Source organism: Legionella pneumophila subsp. fraseri (assembly GCF_000586315.1).
Lineage (GTDB): Bacteria > Pseudomonadota > Gammaproteobacteria > Legionellales > Legionellaceae > Legionella > Legionella pneumophila_B.
The window spans coordinates 15,252-32,609 of record NZ_JFIM01000016.1 but is presented as its reverse complement, the minus strand read 5'-3'; the positions used below and the strand labels follow the sequence as shown (position 1 = coordinate 32,609).

Genomic DNA, 17,358 nt, shown 5'->3' with positions numbered 1-17,358 from the left:
TTTAATGTGAGCCAAGATAAATAATGACCCAGGAAAAAGGAAAATTTGCTGAACAATTGGCTTTAAATTACCTAAAGGAACATGGTCTTGAATTAGTAATCCAAAACTATCGTTGTCGTTTGGGAGAAATTGATTTGATTATGCGTGAAGGGGCTTATCTGGTTTTTATTGAGGTTCGTTCGCGCTCAAATAGCAGTTTTGGTGGAGGGCTTGCCAGCATTACTTACGAAAAGAAACAAAAAATAATAAAAACAACTTCTCATTATATGATTAAGTATCGAATACAGGATAAGTTTCCCATACGGTTTGATGTGGTTAGCATAGATGGAAAATCAAACAAGATTACCTGGTTGAAGAACGCATTTGATGCAGGATCCTAGGAACATAATGAATAGAAGGTTTTGAAATGGTTCAGTTAGAAGAAAGAGTAAGACATTTATTTGGTGTCACAATAGAAGCAAAAATATCAGCGGCTGATGTGTTATCGGATTCAATAGCTAAAGCAGGGAAGTTGTTGGTTAACTGTTTATTGAATGATGGCAAAATATTTATTTGCGGTAGTGGGGGATCTAGTGCCAATTGCATGCACTTTTCCAGTTCGATGTTAAATCATTTTGAAGTGGAAAGGCCTTCTCTGCCGGTTATTAATTTAAGCGCTGATGCGTCTTGCTTGAGTTCATTTGCCGATGAGCATCATTATGGTCAAGTGTTTGCACGGCAAATTCAAGCCTTAGGGCAGGAACAAGATGTATTGCTTTTACTAACTACGTCAGGTAATTCTGATAGCATGTTACAAGCTCTTCATGCGGCAAGTGAACGCGGCATGGATACGATTGCACTGAGCGGTCGGGATGGAGGTGTTTTGGCGAATCATATGGGGCCAGAAGATATAGAGATAAGAGTAGCATCAGACAGTACCGCATTGATAAGAGAGCTGCACTTGTTCATATTGCATTGTTTTTGTGATTTAATCGAGCAATCTTTGTTTGGCCAGGTTTTAGGATAAAAAATGAAAATGAATCTAAAATTTAAATCTATCGTAGTGATGATGATTGGCGCTTTACTAACCGGTTGTGTTGCTGTGGTTGTTGCAGGTGCAGCAGCGGGTATGGTTTATGATAGAAGAAGCGTGACTACCATGGAGGCGGATGCTCGATTATTTCATGTGATTCATAAAGCCATCATCAAGGATCCTCGATTTAGTCACTCTAGAATTCTTGTTACCAGTTTTAACCGGGTGGTATTGCTGGTTGGACAAACCCCCGCTGCGTCATTGCGCGTTCTAGCCGAGCGGATCGCTCAAAATGCCCCTGGAGTAAAAAGAGTTTATGATGAAATAACGGTTGATTATCCCATTCCCCTGACACAGCGGACGAAAGACAGTTGGATTACAAGCCAAGTTAGAAGCAACATGTTGACTAAAAAAGGACTTGAATCGGGTTCGATACGGATAGTCACTGAAAATGGAGTGGTCTATTTGATGGGAATTGTTTCTGATGAACAAGCATTGCTAGCGGTTGATGTGGCCAGACGCGTTGCTGGAGTGAGAAAAGTCGTGAAAATATTCCAATATATACGTTAGCATGTTTAAACAGGGATGTTTTATACTAATAGTTTTTTCTTTAGCAAGCTGCTTATCAGGTTGTCTGGGCGCCCTATGGACTGGAGCAACTCTGGCCTATGACAGGCACAATGTATATAAAAAATTGGATGATTATAATTTAATAATAGCTCTTAATGATGTTTTGGCTGTCAATCGAACATTTAAAAATTCAGAGACGGTATTAGATATTGCTGTATTCAATAGAGATATTTTAATAGCTGGACATGTTCCGTCTCAGGAATTATACGATGAATTACAGCAACGTCTTGGTAAAGTTAAAGGATATAGACGGTTATTTAATCGAGTAATTATCAATAAAATGCCATCCAACTCAATCCAGGACAGTTGGATTACCACGAAAATCCGCAGCCAAATTTTTGCGGACTCTTCAATCGATCCTAACGCTTTCAAGGTGGTTACCTCTGATCGTATTGTCTATTTGATGGGAGATGTTCAGGCAGAGCAAGCTGAAAAAGTGATTAAAATTGCAAGATTCACAGATGGTGTACAGAGAGTAGTAAAACTTATGAGGTATTATACTTATCAACCTGCTACGAATATGGCCTGATTAGAATCAGGCCAATAGCTGCACGTCCAATCCAGGAAGTGGCTAACCTGGGAGGATAAGTATACTGTATCAATGGAATCGACCTTTATCCAGTCGTTTTCGTATTTTTCTCAAATTAAACTCGCGTAACAGCCCAGTAGAGCCATTTACAATACTTTCTTCGTCTTTATTGTTCGTTTGATTACAAGGATGAGATCTGCAATGTTGTCTGTATGAAAGGTGATTTTTATTATGCTTGTGTGAAAGCCCATCGTTATAACGATTGCTCATTTTTTCTTGCAGCCTGGCTGCTGTATGCTGAATTTTCTCTGACATTTTTTAATCCTTAGGCGAGGTTAATTAGTAAATCGCTTAACATGTGAATAATGCTAAACCCTACACTACTATTATAGCTCGTAATTTGAATATCAACGTTGATTATTGCCATTGTTTAATTTATAATTCGCCCCGTCAAAGTTAGGTGAATATGTGAACAAACAGCTGAATAGGCGTGGAATCACGCGATTGTGGCTGGCGCAGTTAGGAGTTACTCTAATCCTTGCTGCCCTTTGCGCAATTTTATTTGGTGCCAACGCAGCTAGTTCTGCATTGCTTGGCGGACTGGTTTGTATTATACCAAATGCCTATTTTGCTATTAAACTGTTTAAGCATCAAGGTGCGAGAGCTGCGAGGCAAATAGTTAATAGTTTTTATAAAGGCGAGGCGTTAAAAATAATACTGTCCATGTTCCTGTTTGCATTAGTATTTTTATTATGTAGGATCACACCGGCAGCGTTTTTTGCATCATACATTTTGGTTCTTATGACGCATTGGTTTGCCCCATGGATTATTGTCAATAAACAGAATAGGCCAAAAAGTGACTGAAATGGTATCTAGCACAAATTATATTAAACATCATTTAACGTACCTTACCTATAACGTAAATGATATGACATTCGGTTCAAGTGGTGGTTTTTGGACCCTGAACCTGGATACAATTTTCTTTTCTATAGGTTTAGGGCTAATTATTTCAGCAATTATGTATTTGGCAGCAAGGAAGGTAACCACTGGTGTTCCCGGGAAGTTACAAAATTTTGCTGAGCTTATGCTTGAATTTGCCGATAATCAGGTTAAAGATTGCTTTCATGGAAAAAATAATTTAATAGGTCCATTGGCATTAACTATCTTTATGTGGGTATTCCTAATGAATTTTATGGATATCGTACCAGTAGATATCCTTCCTATGCTTGCTCAGTTAGTCGGTATACATTACCTAAAAGTTGTACCAACTAATGACTTGAATTTAACCTTTGGATTGTCACTTTCTGTATTTTTTCTAATAGTTTTTTACAGTTTGAAAATAAAAGGTGTTAAAGGCTTTGTTAAAGAGCTCACCCTGCAGCCTTTCAATCACCCACTATTCATTCCATTTAATTTATTGTTGGAGTTGGTAGGGCTGATAGCTAAACCAATTTCCTTGGCACTGCGACTTTTTGGAAACTTATACGCTGGCGAATTAATATTTATTTTGATAGCCTTGTTAACCTTAAATGCAACAACGTCATCATTAATTAGTACTATGACACTGGGTACGGCGCAATTTATTCTTGCACTCGCTTGGTCCATTTTCCATATATTAGTGATAACCTTACAAGCATTTATTTTTATGGTCCTGACTATAGTTTATTTAAGTTTGGCCCATGAAGATCATTAACCGATTTAATTATCATCATCCATTGTAAAGGGGATAAAATATGCAAGCTGCTGAATTAATAGCACAAGTTCAAAGTATGACCGTCATCGCGGTTGCCTTGTTGATAGGTTTAGGTGCACTAGGCACAGCCATAGGTTTCGGATTGCTAGGCGGTAAATTTCTTGAGGGCTCAGCTCGTCAACCAGAAATGGTGCCTATGTTACAAGTTAAAATGTTTATTGTAGCTGGTTTGCTTGATGCGGTAACCATGATTGGGGTAGGTATTGCATTATTCTTTACCTTTGCTAACCCTTTCCTAAGCAGCCTGGGTTCTTGATAACACATAAATAGGGCGCTTCGCGCCCTCACTGTTACAGGAGAATATACTTTGGATATTAATTTAACATTAATAGTTCAAATGTTGGTTTTTGCCGCGTTTGTACTGTTTACTATGAAATTAGTTTGGCCTCCGTTAGCAAAAGCTTTGGAAGAAAGGCAAGACAAAATTGCTGATGGATTGGCTGCTGCTGAAAGAGGGCGAAAAGAGCTGGAGTTGGCTCAGCATCGTGTAAAGGATGAATTAAAACAAGCCAAGGCTCATTCTGCGGATATTATTGATAAAGCCAATAAACGAGCATCAGAGATTATTGAAGCAGCGAAAGAGGCCGCAAAACGCGAAGCTCAAATTCAAGCAAAACTTGCGCAAGAACAAATTGCTCAACAAGTAAATCACGCCAAAGAAGAACTACGAAAACAAGTTGCAAAATTGGCTATTACTGGGGCAGAGAAAATTTTAATGCGTGAAGTGGATGCAAAAGCGAATAGCGAACTGTTAGATAACCTTATTGAAGAGATTTAAAATGTCTGATAGTACCACTATAGCCAGACCCTACGCAAAAGCGATATTTGAACATGCTTTAGCAGAAAATAAACTGAGTGAATGGTCAGAATACCTTGCTGTGTTGGCCCAAGTTGTTTTAACTCCTCAAGCTTCTCAGTTTATTGCTAATCCGGCATCAACAGATGAACAGCAAATTGAACTTCTCATTGAGATATGTAGTTCAAAGTTCAAGAAAAATGATGCATTAAATAATTTAATTAAGCTATTAACAACTAATAAAAGACTGATGTTGTTGCCAGAAATTAAAGCTCTTTATGAAGTATATAGAGCAGAGCAAGAAAAAATACTGGAGGTTGATGTAGTCAGCTATTCCGAATTGACTCCAGCGCAACAACAGCGTTTGAGCGAATCCTTAAGTCAAAGATTATCACGTAAGGTTTCTTTAAAAGTAAGTATTGATCCCTCCTTGCTTGGCGGAGCGCTAATTCGAGCAGGCGATTTAGTTATCGATGGTTCAGTTCGGGGCAAGCTTAATATGCTTGGCACCAGCTTGGCCGCTTAATTTAGAGGATAGTTTCCATGTCAGAACAAGTAGCGTTAAATCCTTCTGAAATCAGTGAATTAATCAGAAAGAAAATAGATCAATTTAGTGTGGTTTCTGAAGCACGAAATGAAGGTACTATCGTTAGTCTGAAAGACGGTATTGTACGACTGCATGGTCTTGCCGATGTTATGGCAGGTGAAATGATAGAGTTTCCAGGAGGGGTCTACGGCTTGGCTCTTAACCTGGAGAGAGATTCTGTTGGTGCTGTAATATTAGGCGACTCATCCACATTAGCTGAAGGGCAAAAAGGTAAATGTACAGGCCGTATTCTGGAAGTTCCAGTTGGAAAAGGTCTTTTGGGACGTGTCGTTGATGCGTTAGGAAATCCTATAGACGGGAAAGGCCCGATAGACTCATCTGGTATGTCTCCGATAGAAAAAGTGGCTCCTGGTGTAATTACGCGTAAATCTGTAGATCAACCTGTTCAAACAGGATTAAAGGCAATCGACGCGATGATTCCCATTGGAAGAGGGCAAAGAGAGCTTATTATTGGTGACCGCCAAACTGGTAAAACCGCCATTGCTATTGATGCGATTATCAATCAAAAAGGCACTGGAGTTAAATGTGTATACGTGGCCATTGGTCAAAAGGCTTCATCGGTTGCATCCATTGTTAGAAAATTAGAAGAGCATGGAGCTCTTGAACATACTATCGTTGTGGTAGCGGGAGCTTCTGATTCAGCGGCGCTTCAATATATTGCGCCTTACGCTGGTTGTACCATGGGCGAGTATTTCATGGAGCGTGGAGAAGATGCCTTGATTGTCTACGATGATTTAACAAAGCAAGCATGGGCATATAGACAGATCTCCTTGTTATTACGCCGGCCACCAGGTCGCGAGGCTTATCCTGGTGATATCTTCTACTTGCATTCTCGCTTGTTGGAGAGAGCGGCAAGAATTAATGCCGATGAAGTGGAAAAATTAACTAATGGTGAAGTGAAGGGTAAAACAGGATCACTGACTGCATTACCGATTATCGAAACGCAAGCAGGTGATGTGTCAGCCTTCGTACCAACAAACGTTATCTCCATTACCGACGGGCAAATCTTCCTTGATGTTGACTTATTTAACTCGGGAGTTAGACCAGCAATCAACTCCGGATTGTCTGTTTCTCGGGTTGGTGGTGCTGCACAAACTAAAATTATGAAAAAGCTCGGTGGTGGTACTCGTCTTGCTCTGGCACAATTTCGTGAGTTAGAGGCGTTCTCTCAATTTGCTTCCGATCTTGATGATGCAACTCGTAAACAGCTAGAGCGCGGTCAACGTATTACTGAGCTGATGAAGCAAAAGCAATATTCCCCGCTTACTGTGGCTGAAATGGCGGTAAGTTTGTTTGTAGTGGAAAAAGGGTATTTGGATGATGTGCCAGTAAATGAAATCAGTTCATTTGAATCCTCATTGCACGATTACATGCGTAGTACCCATGCCGCGTTATTGCATGCCATTAATGAAGCTGGTGCTTATGATAATGAGATCGAAGCAAAACTCAAGAAAGCAGTAGAAGAGTTCAAGAATACAGGCAGTTGGTAAGGCATAGTCTCAAAGGGCTGACTCTTTGAGATACAAAGGCCATTATATCCAAGTAATGGCCTCTAAAACTAATAAAGGCGAAGTGAAAGATGGCTGGAGCAAAAGAAATACGTTCAAAAATTTCGAGTATTAATAAGACTCGAAAAATTACTCGAGCTATGGAAATGGTAGCTGCTAGCAAAATGCGTAAAACGCAAGAAAGAATGCGGGCTTCTAAACCTTATGCGAATAAAATATATGAAGTCATAAAGCATATTGCTCGAGCAGCCTCTGAGTACAGACACCCATTTATGAGTGAGCGCGAAACTAAGCGGATAGGCATCATTGTTGTTACCACAGACAGAGGTCTTTGCGGTGGATTAAACTCGAATCTATTTCGCGAAACGATTCGTACCATTCGTACTTGGCAAGAGCATGGCAAGGAAGTTGATATTGCTGTTATCGGCAGAAAAGGCCAGGCTTTTTTTAGACGCGTGGGTGGTAACATACTGGGTTCCATAGACCATCTGGGTGATACACCGAGTATTAACGATTTCATTGGTGTTGTGAAAATAATGCTTGATGCTTATTACAATGGCACCATTGATTCTTTGCATATTGTGTACAATGAATTCATTAACACAATGACGCAAAAACCTTTTGTAAAACAATTATTGCCCTTACCAAAATCAGAAGAAGATAAAAAAATATTGGGTCATCATTGGGACTATATTTACGAGCCCGAAGCTAAAGAACTATTAGATGAAATTTTAGAGCGATATATTGAATTACAAGTGTATCAAGCTGTTGTAGAAAACATTGCTTGCGAACAAGCGGCAAAGATGATTGCTATGAAAAGTGCAACGGATAATGCAGGTGATTTGATTAAAGAATTTCAATTGGCTTATAACAAAGCCCGACAAGCAGCCATTACTCAAGAGTTGGCAGAAATTGTCGGTGGCGCAGCCGCTTTATAAAGAGGGTATATAATGAGCTTAGGAACTGTGGTAGAAGTAATTGGTGCGGTAGTTGACGTAGAGTTTCCTCGTGATAGCGTGCCTAAAGTCAATGATGCGTTAAAGCTTGTAGACAGCGATCTGGTTTTTGAAGTGCAGCAACAACTCGGCGATGGAGTGGTGCGCACTATTGCCATGGGAACCACCGATGGTTTAAAGCGAGGATTAAAAGCAGAAAACACTGGCCATCCTATTCAAGTGCCAGTAGGCAAGAAAACATTAGGACGCATTATGGATGTTCTTGGACGTCCTGTGGATGATGCCGGTCCTATCGATGCCGAAGAAACCTGGGCTATTCATCGTAAAGCACCAAGTTACGAAGAGCAAGCAGGCAGCCAGGAATTATTGGAAACGGGTATTAAAGTGATAGACTTGCTTTGTCCTTTTGCCAAGGGAGGCAAAGTAGGTTTATTTGGTGGTGCCGGTGTAGGTAAAACCGTTAACATGATGGAATTAATTCGTAACATTGCAATTGAGCATAGTGGTTACTCTGTGTTTGCCGGGGTTGGTGAGCGTACCCGTGAAGGAAATGACTTCTATCATGAGATGAAAGACTCTAATGTATTGGATAAAGTATCTCTTGTTTATGGTCAGATGAATGAGCCACCAGGAAACCGCTTGCGCGTTGCTTTAACCGGTTTGACCATGGCTGAAAAATTCCGGGATGAGGGGCGTGACGTTCTTTTATTTATCGACAACATTTATCGTTATACTCTGGCAGGAGTTGAGGTATCTGCGCTCTTAGGGCGTATGCCATCTGCAGTAGGATATCAGCCGACATTAGCGGAAGAAATGGGTATGCTGCAGGAGCGTATCACCTCGACAAAAACAGGCTCCATTACTTCAATTCAAGCAGTATATGTACCTGCGGATGACTTGACCGACCCATCACCAGCTACAACGTTTGCTCATTTGGATGCCACTGTAGTATTGTCCCGTCAAATTGCCGAATTAGGTATTTATCCTGCGGTAGATCCGCTTGATTCTACATCACGCCAGCTGGATCCTTTAATTGTAGGACAAGAGCATTACGATACAGCGCGTCGTGTACAACAAACATTGCAACGTTATAAAGAGTTAAAAGATATTATTGCAATTTTAGGTATGGACGAGCTGTCAGAAGAAGACAAGCGAGTTGTAACTCGAGCTCGTAAAATCCAAAGATTTTTATCTCAGCCATTTTTCGTTGCAGAAGTGTTTACTGGTTCTCCTGGTAAATACGTATCACTTAAAGATACTATCAAAGGTTTCCAAGGCATTCTTGCTGGTGAATATGATGATTTGCCTGAACAGGCATTTTATATGGTTGGAAGCATCGAGGAAGCTGTTGCAAAAGCTAAAACCCTATGAGGCAAGATAATATGAGTATTACAACGCACTTGGATATAGTTAGTGCAGAGCATGAAATTTTCTCTGGTGTGGTGGAAATGGTAGTCGCAACCGGAGAATTGGGTGAAATTGGAATTACTCCTGGTCATGCTCCATTACTAACCGTATTAAGGCCAGGTGAAGTTAGGATTACTTTGCAAGGTGGTACACAGGACATTTACTATGTACAAGGTGGAATGCTTGAGGTTCAACCTCATTGTGTGACAATTCTTGCTGATGTGGCAGAACGAGCTGAGCATCTGGATGAAGCTGCTGCATTGGCAGCTAAAGCTAAAGCTGAAGCGGCTATAGCCAGTAAAGGAGGAGATATTGATTACTCCGTTGCTGCAGCCGAATTAGCAAGAGCTGTTGCCCAAATAAGAGCAATTCAAAAGGCTAGAAAAAAGATCAAGTAAGAGTTTCCACCTATGGAAATTACTTTGCTGTAAAATACTTTATATCCCTCTAAAAAAAGGGTTTCTTCGTAACAGGAGAAACCCTCATTACCATGTGTTCGTAAATATAGTTTTGTTGTGGCGTTTTTCTGTTTAGTTCATAAAGGAAATGGTGCGATAACTCTAATACCTTGCATCCCTCTGTTATTTTAAGAAATTCAAGTAATGTGAGAATGGTCTGTGTAGCACCCGGCAGGCACATCGTGTATGTGGTCGCGTACTATAACCAGATAATTGGTCATTTATAATTCAAGTGACCATAACTGAAAAATTATTTGTACTACAGGGATAAGTCTAGCATTCATAAAAAATTTCTTGGTAATTTACAACAACTTATCTTATTTATTCTACATTCATTCACATAGTTATCCACAGGATATAAAAATACAAGACTAAAACTAATTGGTAAATATTCATATAAATCAACAAGTTATTTTTTTGCCTATAAAGATGAAATAAAATGGATACAAAGTTATACACAGATAACATGATGATTATAATTCTAACATTATGAATATTCTGTTAAAATTGTTTTGCATTGTCTTATATGATTCACTAGGATGATTGATAGCACTTAATACATGAAGAAAATACCCGATATGAATGAAGTAACCGAAAAAAAACCACTTACTGAGTTTACAGAAAAAGCTTATCTTGATTACTCAATGTATGTCATTTTGGACAGGGCATTACCGAGCATTGCAGATGGACTTAAACCAGTGCAACGTAGAATTGTTTACGCTATGTCCGAGTTGGGTCTGAAAGCTACAGCAAAATATAAAAAATCAGCACGTACAGTAGGGGATGTTCTTGGTAAATTTCACCCTCACGGCGATAGTGCATGCTATGAAGCTATGGTATTAATGGCTCAACCTTTTTCGTATCGTTATCCTTTTGTTGATGGACAAGGAAATTGGGGATCTCCAGATGATCCCAAATCATTTGCTGCAATGAGGTACACAGAAGCAAGATTATCTCCTTATGCTGAGGTGTTACTCGGAGAACTGCTACAAGGTACAGTAGATTGGGTAGATAATTTTGATGGTACTTTACAAGAGCCAGCTCTACTGCCAGCTCGTCTGCCCAACATTTTATTGAATGGAGCAACTGGTATAGCTGTTGGTATGGCTTCAGATATTCTTCCGCACAATTTAACTGAAGTAGCTAACGCATGTATTCATCTGCTCGATAACCCCCAAGCGGATATTAAAGCGATTTGTGAGCATATAAAAGGTCCTGATTTTCCAACGGAAGCAGAAATCATTACTCCACGTGAAACAATCAGAGCCATGTATGAGTCCGGTAATGGCTCAATTAAAATGCGAGCAATTTATACTCAAGAAAAACAAAACATCGTTATAACCGCTTTGCCCTATCAGGTATCCGGAGCCAGGGTAATGGAGCAAATCGCGCTTCAGATGCAACAGAAAAAACTACCTATGGTTGAGGATTTACGTGATGAATCTGATCACGAGCATCCAACCCGTTTGGTTATTATCCCTCGATCTAATCGAGTGGATATTGAAAGTTTAATGTCTCATTTATTTGCTACTACGGATTTGGAGCGTAGCTATCGAGTTAACTTTAACATGATTGGGCTGGATGGTAAGCCAAGGGTTAAAGGGTTATTAACCATTTTGACTGAATGGTTAGAGTTTAGGCTTGCTACAGTAAAAAGACGTCTTCAATTCAGACTAGAAAAGGTACTGGAACGTATCCATATTCTTGAAGGATTGCTTATTGCCTATCTGAATATAGATGAAGTGATTGCAATCATTAGAGAAGATGAACATCCAAAGCAGGGATTAATTTCGCGATTTAACTTAACTGAACGACAGGCAGAAGCCATACTTGAAATGAAACTGCGTCATTTAGCCAAATTGGAAGAGATTAAATTGCGTGGTGAATTAGATGAGCTATCTGATGAGCGTGATACTTTACAAAAAATACTGGCCAGCCATTCTCTATTAAAAGAATTGGTAAAAGAAGAAATATTGAAAGATCGAGATGGATTTGGTGACTCCCGTCGTTCTCCCATTATTGCAAGAGAGGATGCTCAGGCATTAAAAGAAGAAGATATTTTGCCTAACGAACCCATTACGGTCGTTTTGTCTAAAAATGGATGGGTTAGAGCCGCCAAGGGGCATGATGTCGATGGTAGAGAGCTTAGCTATAAAGCTGGAGATGAATTCAAAGCCCAAACGCTAGCTCGTACTAACCAGCAAATTTTATTTTTTGATGGAGAAGGAAAGGTTTATTCGCTGCCAGGACATGCATTACCATCGGCACGAGGCCAAGGTGAACCTTTAACTGGAAAATTAAATCCTGCTGAAGGAGTATTATTTGAAGCAATTGTTGGCGGAGAGCCTGATCAAAAGGTGTTATTAGCTACGGATTCTGGATATGGATTTATAGCCAAAATTGAAGATTTATATGTAAAAAATCGTAATGGAAAGGCATGCATCAAACTAGGTGAAAACAGTCATGTATTGCCGCCAAGACTAATACCAAATCGAGATCAATTATTTGTCGCTTGCGCGACTAATGTAGGACGTTTACTGATTTTTTCACTGGAAGAGTTGCCCGAATTATCTCGTGGGAAAGGCAATAAATTGATTAGTATTCCTGCTGCTAAAGCTGTTTCACGAGAAGAATATATAGTCGATGTGCAAGTATTGACAACGAATGATGCGCTGACGGTCCATGCCGGTAAGAGGCATTTTACTCTCAAAGGCGAGGACTTGATTCACTATAAAGGCGAACGGGGTCGGAGAGGAAATCGGTTGCCGAGGGGTTTACAAAATGTTACTCAATTGCATGTGACTCAATCAGAGCAACAAGGCAGTTAGAGGCAGTATGTTTCCCGTGAAACACCTTTAAGTGATAACTTTAAATTAAACTGAATAACGCACAGAGTTAGCTTAGAGTTAATTGAATGCAATGTTATTCTTTCTCAAGAATTTTTCTTAAGGTTTCTTTTCTATCTAATGATAAATCTACCAGGGGTAGGGTAGCTAGCGCCATGGTTTTATATAAGCTACTGATATCACGGTTTTTTATCGCTTCGAGATGCAAAGAAATGGTTTGCATATCTCCTCTTGCCAAAGGGCCAGTTAAAGCACTTTTTATACTATCTGCTTGACTTAAATTAACGATATTACTGTGCATGAGATCACATATCATTTTTCTTGATTGTGCTTGTTGTATTCCCGCTTGTAAAAGTAGCTCTTCAGTATATGACGCCAAGGTCACCAAATAATTAGAAGCAATGGTTGCCGCAGCATGATAAATAGCCTTCATTTCAGGTTCAATTGCGATAATGCTGGCTCCCAGCTTCTCAAAAGCCGGCTTAAGCCAACGACACGCCTCAGAGTCTCCCTCTATCACGCAATGGACTTGTTTAAACGCATTGGAATCTAAAGAATTGGAGCGGAATGCTTTCAAAGGATGCAGGCTTGCAATATAACAGCCCTGTTTTTTCAGAGGGAGAAGTACGCTTGAATTAAGAGCTCCGCTACAATGGATTACCAGGCTACCTTTTTTTAACATTTGAACATCGTCCAATATCGATACTACGTCCGAAATGGAGTCGTCTCTACATGTTATCCACGTAATATCTGCTTCAGAAAGCTCAGATATTTTAGCAACTGCATTGCCAAATCCGATTTCATTGCAGGCCACCCTGGCACTTGTTAAATGGGAGTTACAAATAGAACTTAAAGAGGCAATCTGATTAACAGACATGGCTATGCCTAAATTTTTACCCAAACGCCCAGCACCAATAATATTGAAATTCATAGTGAAGCCAATGATTTGTCCCCGTTCATTTTCTTATTATAATGAAAATTAATTTATTGTCTTGCTAAATTATCGGCCTGAATTAGTCAAACATTATCAGAATCTAAGAATCGGCTGAAATGATTAGTTGAGTATAAATTGTTATTCTAGACATAAAAAAATAAAATTTTATCGTAATTTGTGTTTTCTGATTGTTTTTTTCTCGAATTTGTAGCAGGATGAAGTTTCCACAAAAAAATCAGGATGATATTATGAAAAAACGGATTGTTTCATTATTTGTCATTTCAACAGTGGTTTCATCTGTAAACGCGGCAACTCAAACTATCGTATGGGGTGAGTCAACGAAAGCATTACCTCAATTTAAGCAAGCCCATCCCCTTAAAAAGCAAGGATTATTGCAAACTGTAAAGGGTCAACAAAGTGATTATAAACTGGAGTTACAAACTAATTCTAACAACTCGACCAGGCATGCCCGTTATCAAATCACTTACAAGGGGATTCCTGTTTGGGGCTATCAAGTCATTTTCCATTCAAAAGATGGCGTCAAGCAAACTGTAACAGGTATGAATATTACGGGAATAGAACAGGATATTCATTCTACTGAAGGAAAATTGAGCCCGGATGAGATAGAACAAAAGATTCTTGGAAAAGTAACTGAGCCGGTTAAATTTAAAAACCTTAAAAAGGTTATTTATATAGATAAAGGAAATAAAGCCCATTTGGCTTATCATTTGTCGTACTATTCCAATAGTGAAAAAAAGCATGTCAATGCACCTAATTATCTTGTAGATGCCAATAGCGGCGAGATTTTGAAGCAATGGGATGAGGTGCGTCATGAGAGAATTGGTCAGGGCTTAGGTGGTAATGCTTTTCCTCTCCCTTATCGTCAGGGAATATTTCAACATGGTAATGCCTTGCCTGGCCTCCCCTCCCCTCTTTAGGGAAGTTTGACGTTAATGTAAAGGATGGCTTCTGTCGTGTTGAAAATGAATCCATAAAAGTGATGAATTTGGAAAATCATAATATAGGTTATGAGTTCTTTCCAATTACCACATTTACAGAATCTATGCTGAATTTAAGTGCCTTTTCCTATCCATGCGATGAAACCAGTTTGTTTTTAAACTATGCTGACGGCAGAACGGGTCCTGTTAATTATGCCTTCTCTCCAGTCAACGATACGATGTATTTTGCCCAACAAACCTTAGACATGTATCAAAAAGTTTATGGTGTTAATCATCCAATAGGAGATGATTTGCCGATACGAGCGTACACACATCTCGGTGATATGGATAACGCCTTTGCAGTGCCAACTATCAGTCTTGATGGTGTTGTTTTGGCACATCAACAAATTGTAATCGGTAATGGCGATGAATTTTTAACAGCTCCTGCCCAGAGTGTATTGGGTCATGAATTATCGCACAACTTTACTGCCTTACATTCCGGATTGATGTATGAAGGGCAATCTGGTGGTATCAATGAATCTTTCTCTGATATGGCGGCAATGGCATTGTTAGATTATCTTAGCAAGGATTATCCATGGTATTGGGATGGTGAAGATTGGGCCATTGGTCGTGAGGCCGTAAAAAGTGGGCAACCTATTCGCTACTTGGATGATCCAGCCAGGGATGGAATGTCTATAGGACATGCTAGTGAATACACGGATGCGTTAGATGTGCATATAACGAGTGGAGTGTTTAATAAGGCGTTTTATTTGTTAGCACATAAACCAGGCTGGTCTATACAAAAAGCATTTCAGGTGATGGTTGATGCCAATATGAATTATTGGTCTCCTATTGCATACTATGATTTTGCTGCATGTGGTGTCATTCAAGCCGCTATTGACAGGCGTTGGGATAAAACACCTGTTATCGAGGCATTTGCTGAGGTGGGCGTTGTTTGTCCAATGCATAAAAGCTAGTTTTAAAGTTGCTTGATTTCAATAATTCAGGTTACTTGAAACAGCGAGAATTACCAATGAAGATTCATGCCTTTCTATGCAAGAACTCTGACCAGATAAAATGATTTTTCCCGGAGTTCAAAACATGTTGCTGCACTCTAAGGGCGAGGCTCAGTTCAACAAAGACCTGGGCTGAAGCTCTTAAAGAGTGGATTGCCAAATAATCAACTATACCTGAGTCAAGGTTTCTCAACGTTGCGTAGTTTATTCCTCAAAAACAGAAATCGAATAAAACACAATTAATTTAAAAAAAAATCCCCAACTGCCGCAAAATTGGTTATAATATTTACATTTTGTAGTTTTGATAATATTTACGTATCGTTCAAAATAACCAAATTTTGATCCAAAAAATAATCCAATTACCCTATCTCTATTAAATAGGGTTAATTAGTAAATGAACAAGAGGTTAACTTCCAATGAGTATTACAGCCCAGGAGTTGGTAAAACAATATAAACTTCGTTTGACTCCCGCAATGGAAAACGATTTATTGTCGGAAGAAAGCAGATTAAAGAAGGAGCTTGAAGCGGTTCCTTTTAACTCTGAGGAAAATCTGTATAAAAGTATTTTGCAAATGATTATTGTATTTTATGAAGAAAATACTTTGGAAGAAAATCGTTATTTATTGCAAGATCATGAGTTAATAAAGCAATTAAGTGCATTGATGTGGGATGATATCCAAATCAAATTAATTCCTTTTCTAATTCAGAAAAATTTCACTTTAAGTGAGGTTAAAGAGCTCTTATTTGACGAAGCGTATTATCGTTCACTTCATGTTCTTGTTGATTTTGGTTTAACCCAAGATATCCCTGAGTTATTGGCCCTTCGGGAAAAGAGAGAGCAACTAAAATTCATTAATACTCTAGCGGATGATCATTGCAGAAAACTATGTCTTATATTTTGGGTCAAGGGGAGTTTATCAATTAAAGAAATACAAGACATTGTTCATGCTACCAGCCATTACCCAATGCTGGCTGAAACATTGATTGCATTAGATAAAACCAAAACCATTTCTATAAAACAGCTAAAAAAACTGGCCCTGGATCCCAAAAAGCACCAACAGGAATCCATTTTATATCATTACTCCGAACAATTTAAAGCCTATAATTTGCGTAAATCCGATTTATCTCAATTGAATTTGGATGACCTGGACGCATTAGGGAAATCCTTTAAAGTCTTGAAAGAAGCGGGGATTGCCAATGATTATGCTTATCGTTTGGCACTAAAAAATAATAAAACAGGACAATTGCTTCGCTTGTTTTTGCCAGGGCTCGCTAAAATCGAGTCACTCTCTCATAGAAAAGCTTTAATTGACCTTTTATATATAGGGGCTCAAAAAGGAGTTGTTACCCAGGGAAAGGCACTTTTACAAATTAAAGACACCAATTTACTGGCTTTGGCAAGGAGGTTGCGCGAACGATTTATTTGTGTTCAGCAGATGCAAGACCTCGGGTTTAAGAAAGAAATCATTGCATTTACAGGCGAAGAAAACAATATCAATTCCAGCCGTTTTAGGTATGTCATTATGAGAGTAGAGGAAAAATGTAAGGACATACATGAACGATTACGAAAATCATCTCTTGATAAAGATAAAGTTGGAAATTGGCAGCGTGCTGATGAAAAATACAGGCAAACACTTTACAGCATTGCTTATGATGGTATAACAAAATCAGGTGTCGACCTGCACATTAAGATGAAAAGTGCGGAAAAGGAAATATTAAGTATTGTTGACCCTGAAATAAAATCAATCATTCATAAAGTTTTAGTTGTTATAGCTAATATTATCATTACAGCACTGACCTTGGGTTTTGCTAATGATTTAAAGGAAAGCGCTACTGGCAATTATTGGTTTTTTAACCAAAGTCCATCTGGAGAAGTCATAAGAGCCTTAAATAAAGAGGTGTTAACTGCCATCGACTCTCCGGAGTTAATTACAATTTCGCCCTGATTCCAGGGCATCTCTCAACAAA

17 protein-coding genes and 1 pseudogene are annotated in these 17,358 nt (G+C 39.1%); 16 read left to right on the top strand and 2 right to left on the bottom strand.

Annotation, left to right across the window (positions count from 1 at the left end; genetic code table 11):
- Positions 1 to 23: 23 nt before the first annotated feature.
- From CC34_RS0105195 to CC34_RS0105180, 4 genes are read left to right on the top strand one after another with little or no spacing between them, the layout of a single operon-like run.
- Positions 24 to 380 carry a YraN family protein gene (locus tag CC34_RS0105195; protein ID WP_027228280.1) on the top strand — a complete coding sequence of 119 codons (357 nt, stop codon included), beginning with the start codon at positions 24 to 26 and terminating at the stop codon, positions 378 to 380.
- Between the two features lie 26 nt (positions 381 to 406).
- Positions 407 to 1,006 (top strand): D-sedoheptulose-7-phosphate isomerase, encoded by a 600-nt coding sequence (locus tag CC34_RS0105190; protein WP_027228279.1) that lies wholly within the window; start codon positions 407 to 409, stop codon positions 1,004 to 1,006.
- Positions 1,007 to 1,009: 3 nt separating this feature from the next.
- On the top strand, positions 1,010 to 1,582 hold the full coding sequence (locus CC34_RS0105185; RefSeq protein WP_028378403.1) for a BON domain-containing protein: 573 nt from the start codon (positions 1,010 to 1,012) through the stop codon (positions 1,580 to 1,582).
- 1 nt (position 1,583) lies between these two features.
- Entirely contained in the window at positions 1,584 to 2,171 is a 588-nt protein-coding gene (locus CC34_RS0105180; protein WP_028379208.1) for a BON domain-containing protein, read from the top strand.
- A gap of 69 nt (positions 2,172 to 2,240) precedes the next feature.
- On the opposite strand, the gene CC34_RS1000000117360 is transcribed toward CC34_RS0105180, so the two are convergent.
- Positions 2,241 to 2,486, bottom strand: a complete 246-nt coding sequence (locus CC34_RS1000000117360) for a hypothetical protein (RefSeq protein WP_027223096.1) — start codon at positions 2,484 to 2,486, stop codon at positions 2,241 to 2,243.
- A gap of 153 nt (positions 2,487 to 2,639) precedes the next feature.
- Here CC34_RS1000000117360 and CC34_RS0105170 point away from each other — a divergent pair, with 153 nt between their 5' ends.
- The 10 genes from CC34_RS0105170 to parC all read left to right on the top strand — a co-directional run bounded on the left by CC34_RS0105170 (position 2,640) and on the right by parC (position 12,484).
- Positions 2,640 to 3,035, top strand: coding sequence for a F0F1 ATP synthase subunit I (locus tag CC34_RS0105170; protein ID WP_027228276.1), 396 nt, complete (start codon positions 2,640 to 2,642; stop codon positions 3,033 to 3,035).
- A gap of 1 nt (position 3,036) precedes the next feature.
- The gene (gene atpB / locus CC34_RS0105165) at positions 3,037 to 3,864 is read left to right on the top strand and encodes a F0F1 ATP synthase subunit A (protein ID WP_027228275.1); all 828 of its coding nucleotides are present in this window, start codon (positions 3,037 to 3,039) and stop codon (positions 3,862 to 3,864) included.
- Between the two features lie 40 nt (positions 3,865 to 3,904).
- Positions 3,905 to 4,180 (top strand): F0F1 ATP synthase subunit C, encoded by a 276-nt coding sequence (atpE, locus tag CC34_RS0105160; protein WP_010948671.1) that lies wholly within the window; start codon positions 3,905 to 3,907, stop codon positions 4,178 to 4,180.
- Between the two features lie 51 nt (positions 4,181 to 4,231).
- The gene (locus tag CC34_RS0105155; protein ID WP_010948670.1) at positions 4,232 to 4,702 is read left to right on the top strand and encodes a F0F1 ATP synthase subunit B; all 471 of its coding nucleotides are present in this window, start codon (positions 4,232 to 4,234) and stop codon (positions 4,700 to 4,702) included.
- Between the two features lies 1 nt (position 4,703).
- The gene (locus CC34_RS0105150; RefSeq protein ID WP_028379207.1) at positions 4,704 to 5,246 is read left to right on the top strand and encodes a F0F1 ATP synthase subunit delta; all 543 of its coding nucleotides are present in this window, start codon (positions 4,704 to 4,706) and stop codon (positions 5,244 to 5,246) included.
- A 17-nt stretch (positions 5,247 to 5,263) separates the two neighbouring features.
- Positions 5,264 to 6,817 carry a F0F1 ATP synthase subunit alpha gene (gene atpA / locus CC34_RS0105145; protein ID WP_028379206.1) on the top strand — a complete coding sequence of 518 codons (1,554 nt, stop codon included), beginning with the start codon at positions 5,264 to 5,266 and terminating at the stop codon, positions 6,815 to 6,817.
- 89 nt (positions 6,818 to 6,906) lie between these two features.
- The gene (gene atpG / locus CC34_RS0105140; protein WP_028378407.1) at positions 6,907 to 7,773 is read left to right on the top strand and encodes a F0F1 ATP synthase subunit gamma; all 867 of its coding nucleotides are present in this window, start codon (positions 6,907 to 6,909) and stop codon (positions 7,771 to 7,773) included.
- 12 nt (positions 7,774 to 7,785) lie between these two features.
- On the top strand, positions 7,786 to 9,162 hold the full coding sequence (gene atpD / locus CC34_RS0105135; protein WP_010948666.1) for a F0F1 ATP synthase subunit beta: 1,377 nt from the start codon (positions 7,786 to 7,788) through the stop codon (positions 9,160 to 9,162).
- 11 nt (positions 9,163 to 9,173) lie between these two features.
- Entirely contained in the window at positions 9,174 to 9,596 is a 423-nt protein-coding gene (locus CC34_RS0105130) for a F0F1 ATP synthase subunit epsilon (protein WP_027228272.1), read from the top strand.
- Positions 9,597 to 10,216: 620 nt separating this feature from the next.
- Entirely contained in the window at positions 10,217 to 12,484 is a 2,268-nt protein-coding gene (parC, locus tag CC34_RS0105125) for a DNA topoisomerase IV subunit A (protein ID WP_028379205.1), read from the top strand.
- Positions 12,485 to 12,578: 94 nt separating this feature from the next.
- Here the strand turns inward: parC and CC34_RS0105120 are convergent, their stop codons facing one another.
- The gene (locus CC34_RS0105120) at positions 12,579 to 13,433 is read right to left on the bottom strand and encodes a Rossmann-like and DUF2520 domain-containing protein (protein WP_027228270.1); all 855 of its coding nucleotides are present in this window, start codon (positions 13,431 to 13,433) and stop codon (positions 12,579 to 12,581) included.
- Between the two features lie 251 nt (positions 13,434 to 13,684).
- Here CC34_RS0105120 and CC34_RS1000000117790 point away from each other — a divergent pair.
- A pseudogene (locus CC34_RS1000000117790) lies at positions 13,685 to 15,351 on the top strand (M4 family metallopeptidase).
- Between the two features lie 455 nt (positions 15,352 to 15,806).
- Positions 15,807 to 17,336 (top strand): hypothetical protein, encoded by a 1,530-nt coding sequence (locus CC34_RS0105110; RefSeq protein WP_028378411.1) that lies wholly within the window; start codon positions 15,807 to 15,809, stop codon positions 17,334 to 17,336.
- Positions 17,337 to 17,358 lie beyond the last annotated feature (22 nt).

What these genes read in the sequence shown, in the direction of transcription:
- CC34_RS0105195 (WP_027228280.1), top strand. Translation starts at nt 24, where the DNA reads ATGACCCAGGAAAAAGGAAAATTTGCTGAACAATTGGCTTTAAATTAC.
- CC34_RS0105190 (WP_027228279.1), top strand. Translation starts at nt 407, where the DNA reads ATGGTTCAGTTAGAAGAAAGAGTAAGACATTTATTTGGTGTCACAATA.
- CC34_RS0105185 (WP_028378403.1), top strand. Translation starts at nt 1,010, where the DNA reads ATGAAAATGAATCTAAAATTTAAATCTATCGTAGTGATGATGATTGGC.
- CC34_RS0105180 (WP_028379208.1), top strand. Translation starts at nt 1,584, where the DNA reads ATGTTTAAACAGGGATGTTTTATACTAATAGTTTTTTCTTTAGCAAGC.
- CC34_RS1000000117360 (WP_027223096.1), bottom strand. Translation starts at nt 2,486, where the DNA reads ATGTCAGAGAAAATTCAGCATACAGCAGCCAGGCTGCAAGAAAAAATG.
- atpB (WP_027228275.1), top strand. Translation starts at nt 3,037, where the DNA reads ATGGTATCTAGCACAAATTATATTAAACATCATTTAACGTACCTTACC.
- atpE (WP_010948671.1), top strand. Translation starts at nt 3,905, where the DNA reads ATGCAAGCTGCTGAATTAATAGCACAAGTTCAAAGTATGACCGTCATC.
- CC34_RS0105150 (WP_028379207.1), top strand. Translation starts at nt 4,704, where the DNA reads ATGTCTGATAGTACCACTATAGCCAGACCCTACGCAAAAGCGATATTT.
- atpA (WP_028379206.1), top strand. Translation starts at nt 5,264, where the DNA reads ATGTCAGAACAAGTAGCGTTAAATCCTTCTGAAATCAGTGAATTAATC.
- atpG (WP_028378407.1), top strand. Translation starts at nt 6,907, where the DNA reads ATGGCTGGAGCAAAAGAAATACGTTCAAAAATTTCGAGTATTAATAAG.
- atpD (WP_010948666.1), top strand. Translation starts at nt 7,786, where the DNA reads ATGAGCTTAGGAACTGTGGTAGAAGTAATTGGTGCGGTAGTTGACGTA.
- CC34_RS0105130 (WP_027228272.1), top strand. Translation starts at nt 9,174, where the DNA reads ATGAGTATTACAACGCACTTGGATATAGTTAGTGCAGAGCATGAAATT.
- parC (WP_028379205.1), top strand. Translation starts at nt 10,217, where the DNA reads ATGAAGAAAATACCCGATATGAATGAAGTAACCGAAAAAAAACCACTT.
- CC34_RS0105120 (WP_027228270.1), bottom strand. Translation starts at nt 13,433, where the DNA reads ATGAATTTCAATATTATTGGTGCTGGGCGTTTGGGTAAAAATTTAGGC.
- CC34_RS0105110 (WP_028378411.1), top strand. Translation starts at nt 15,807, where the DNA reads ATGAGTATTACAGCCCAGGAGTTGGTAAAACAATATAAACTTCGTTTG.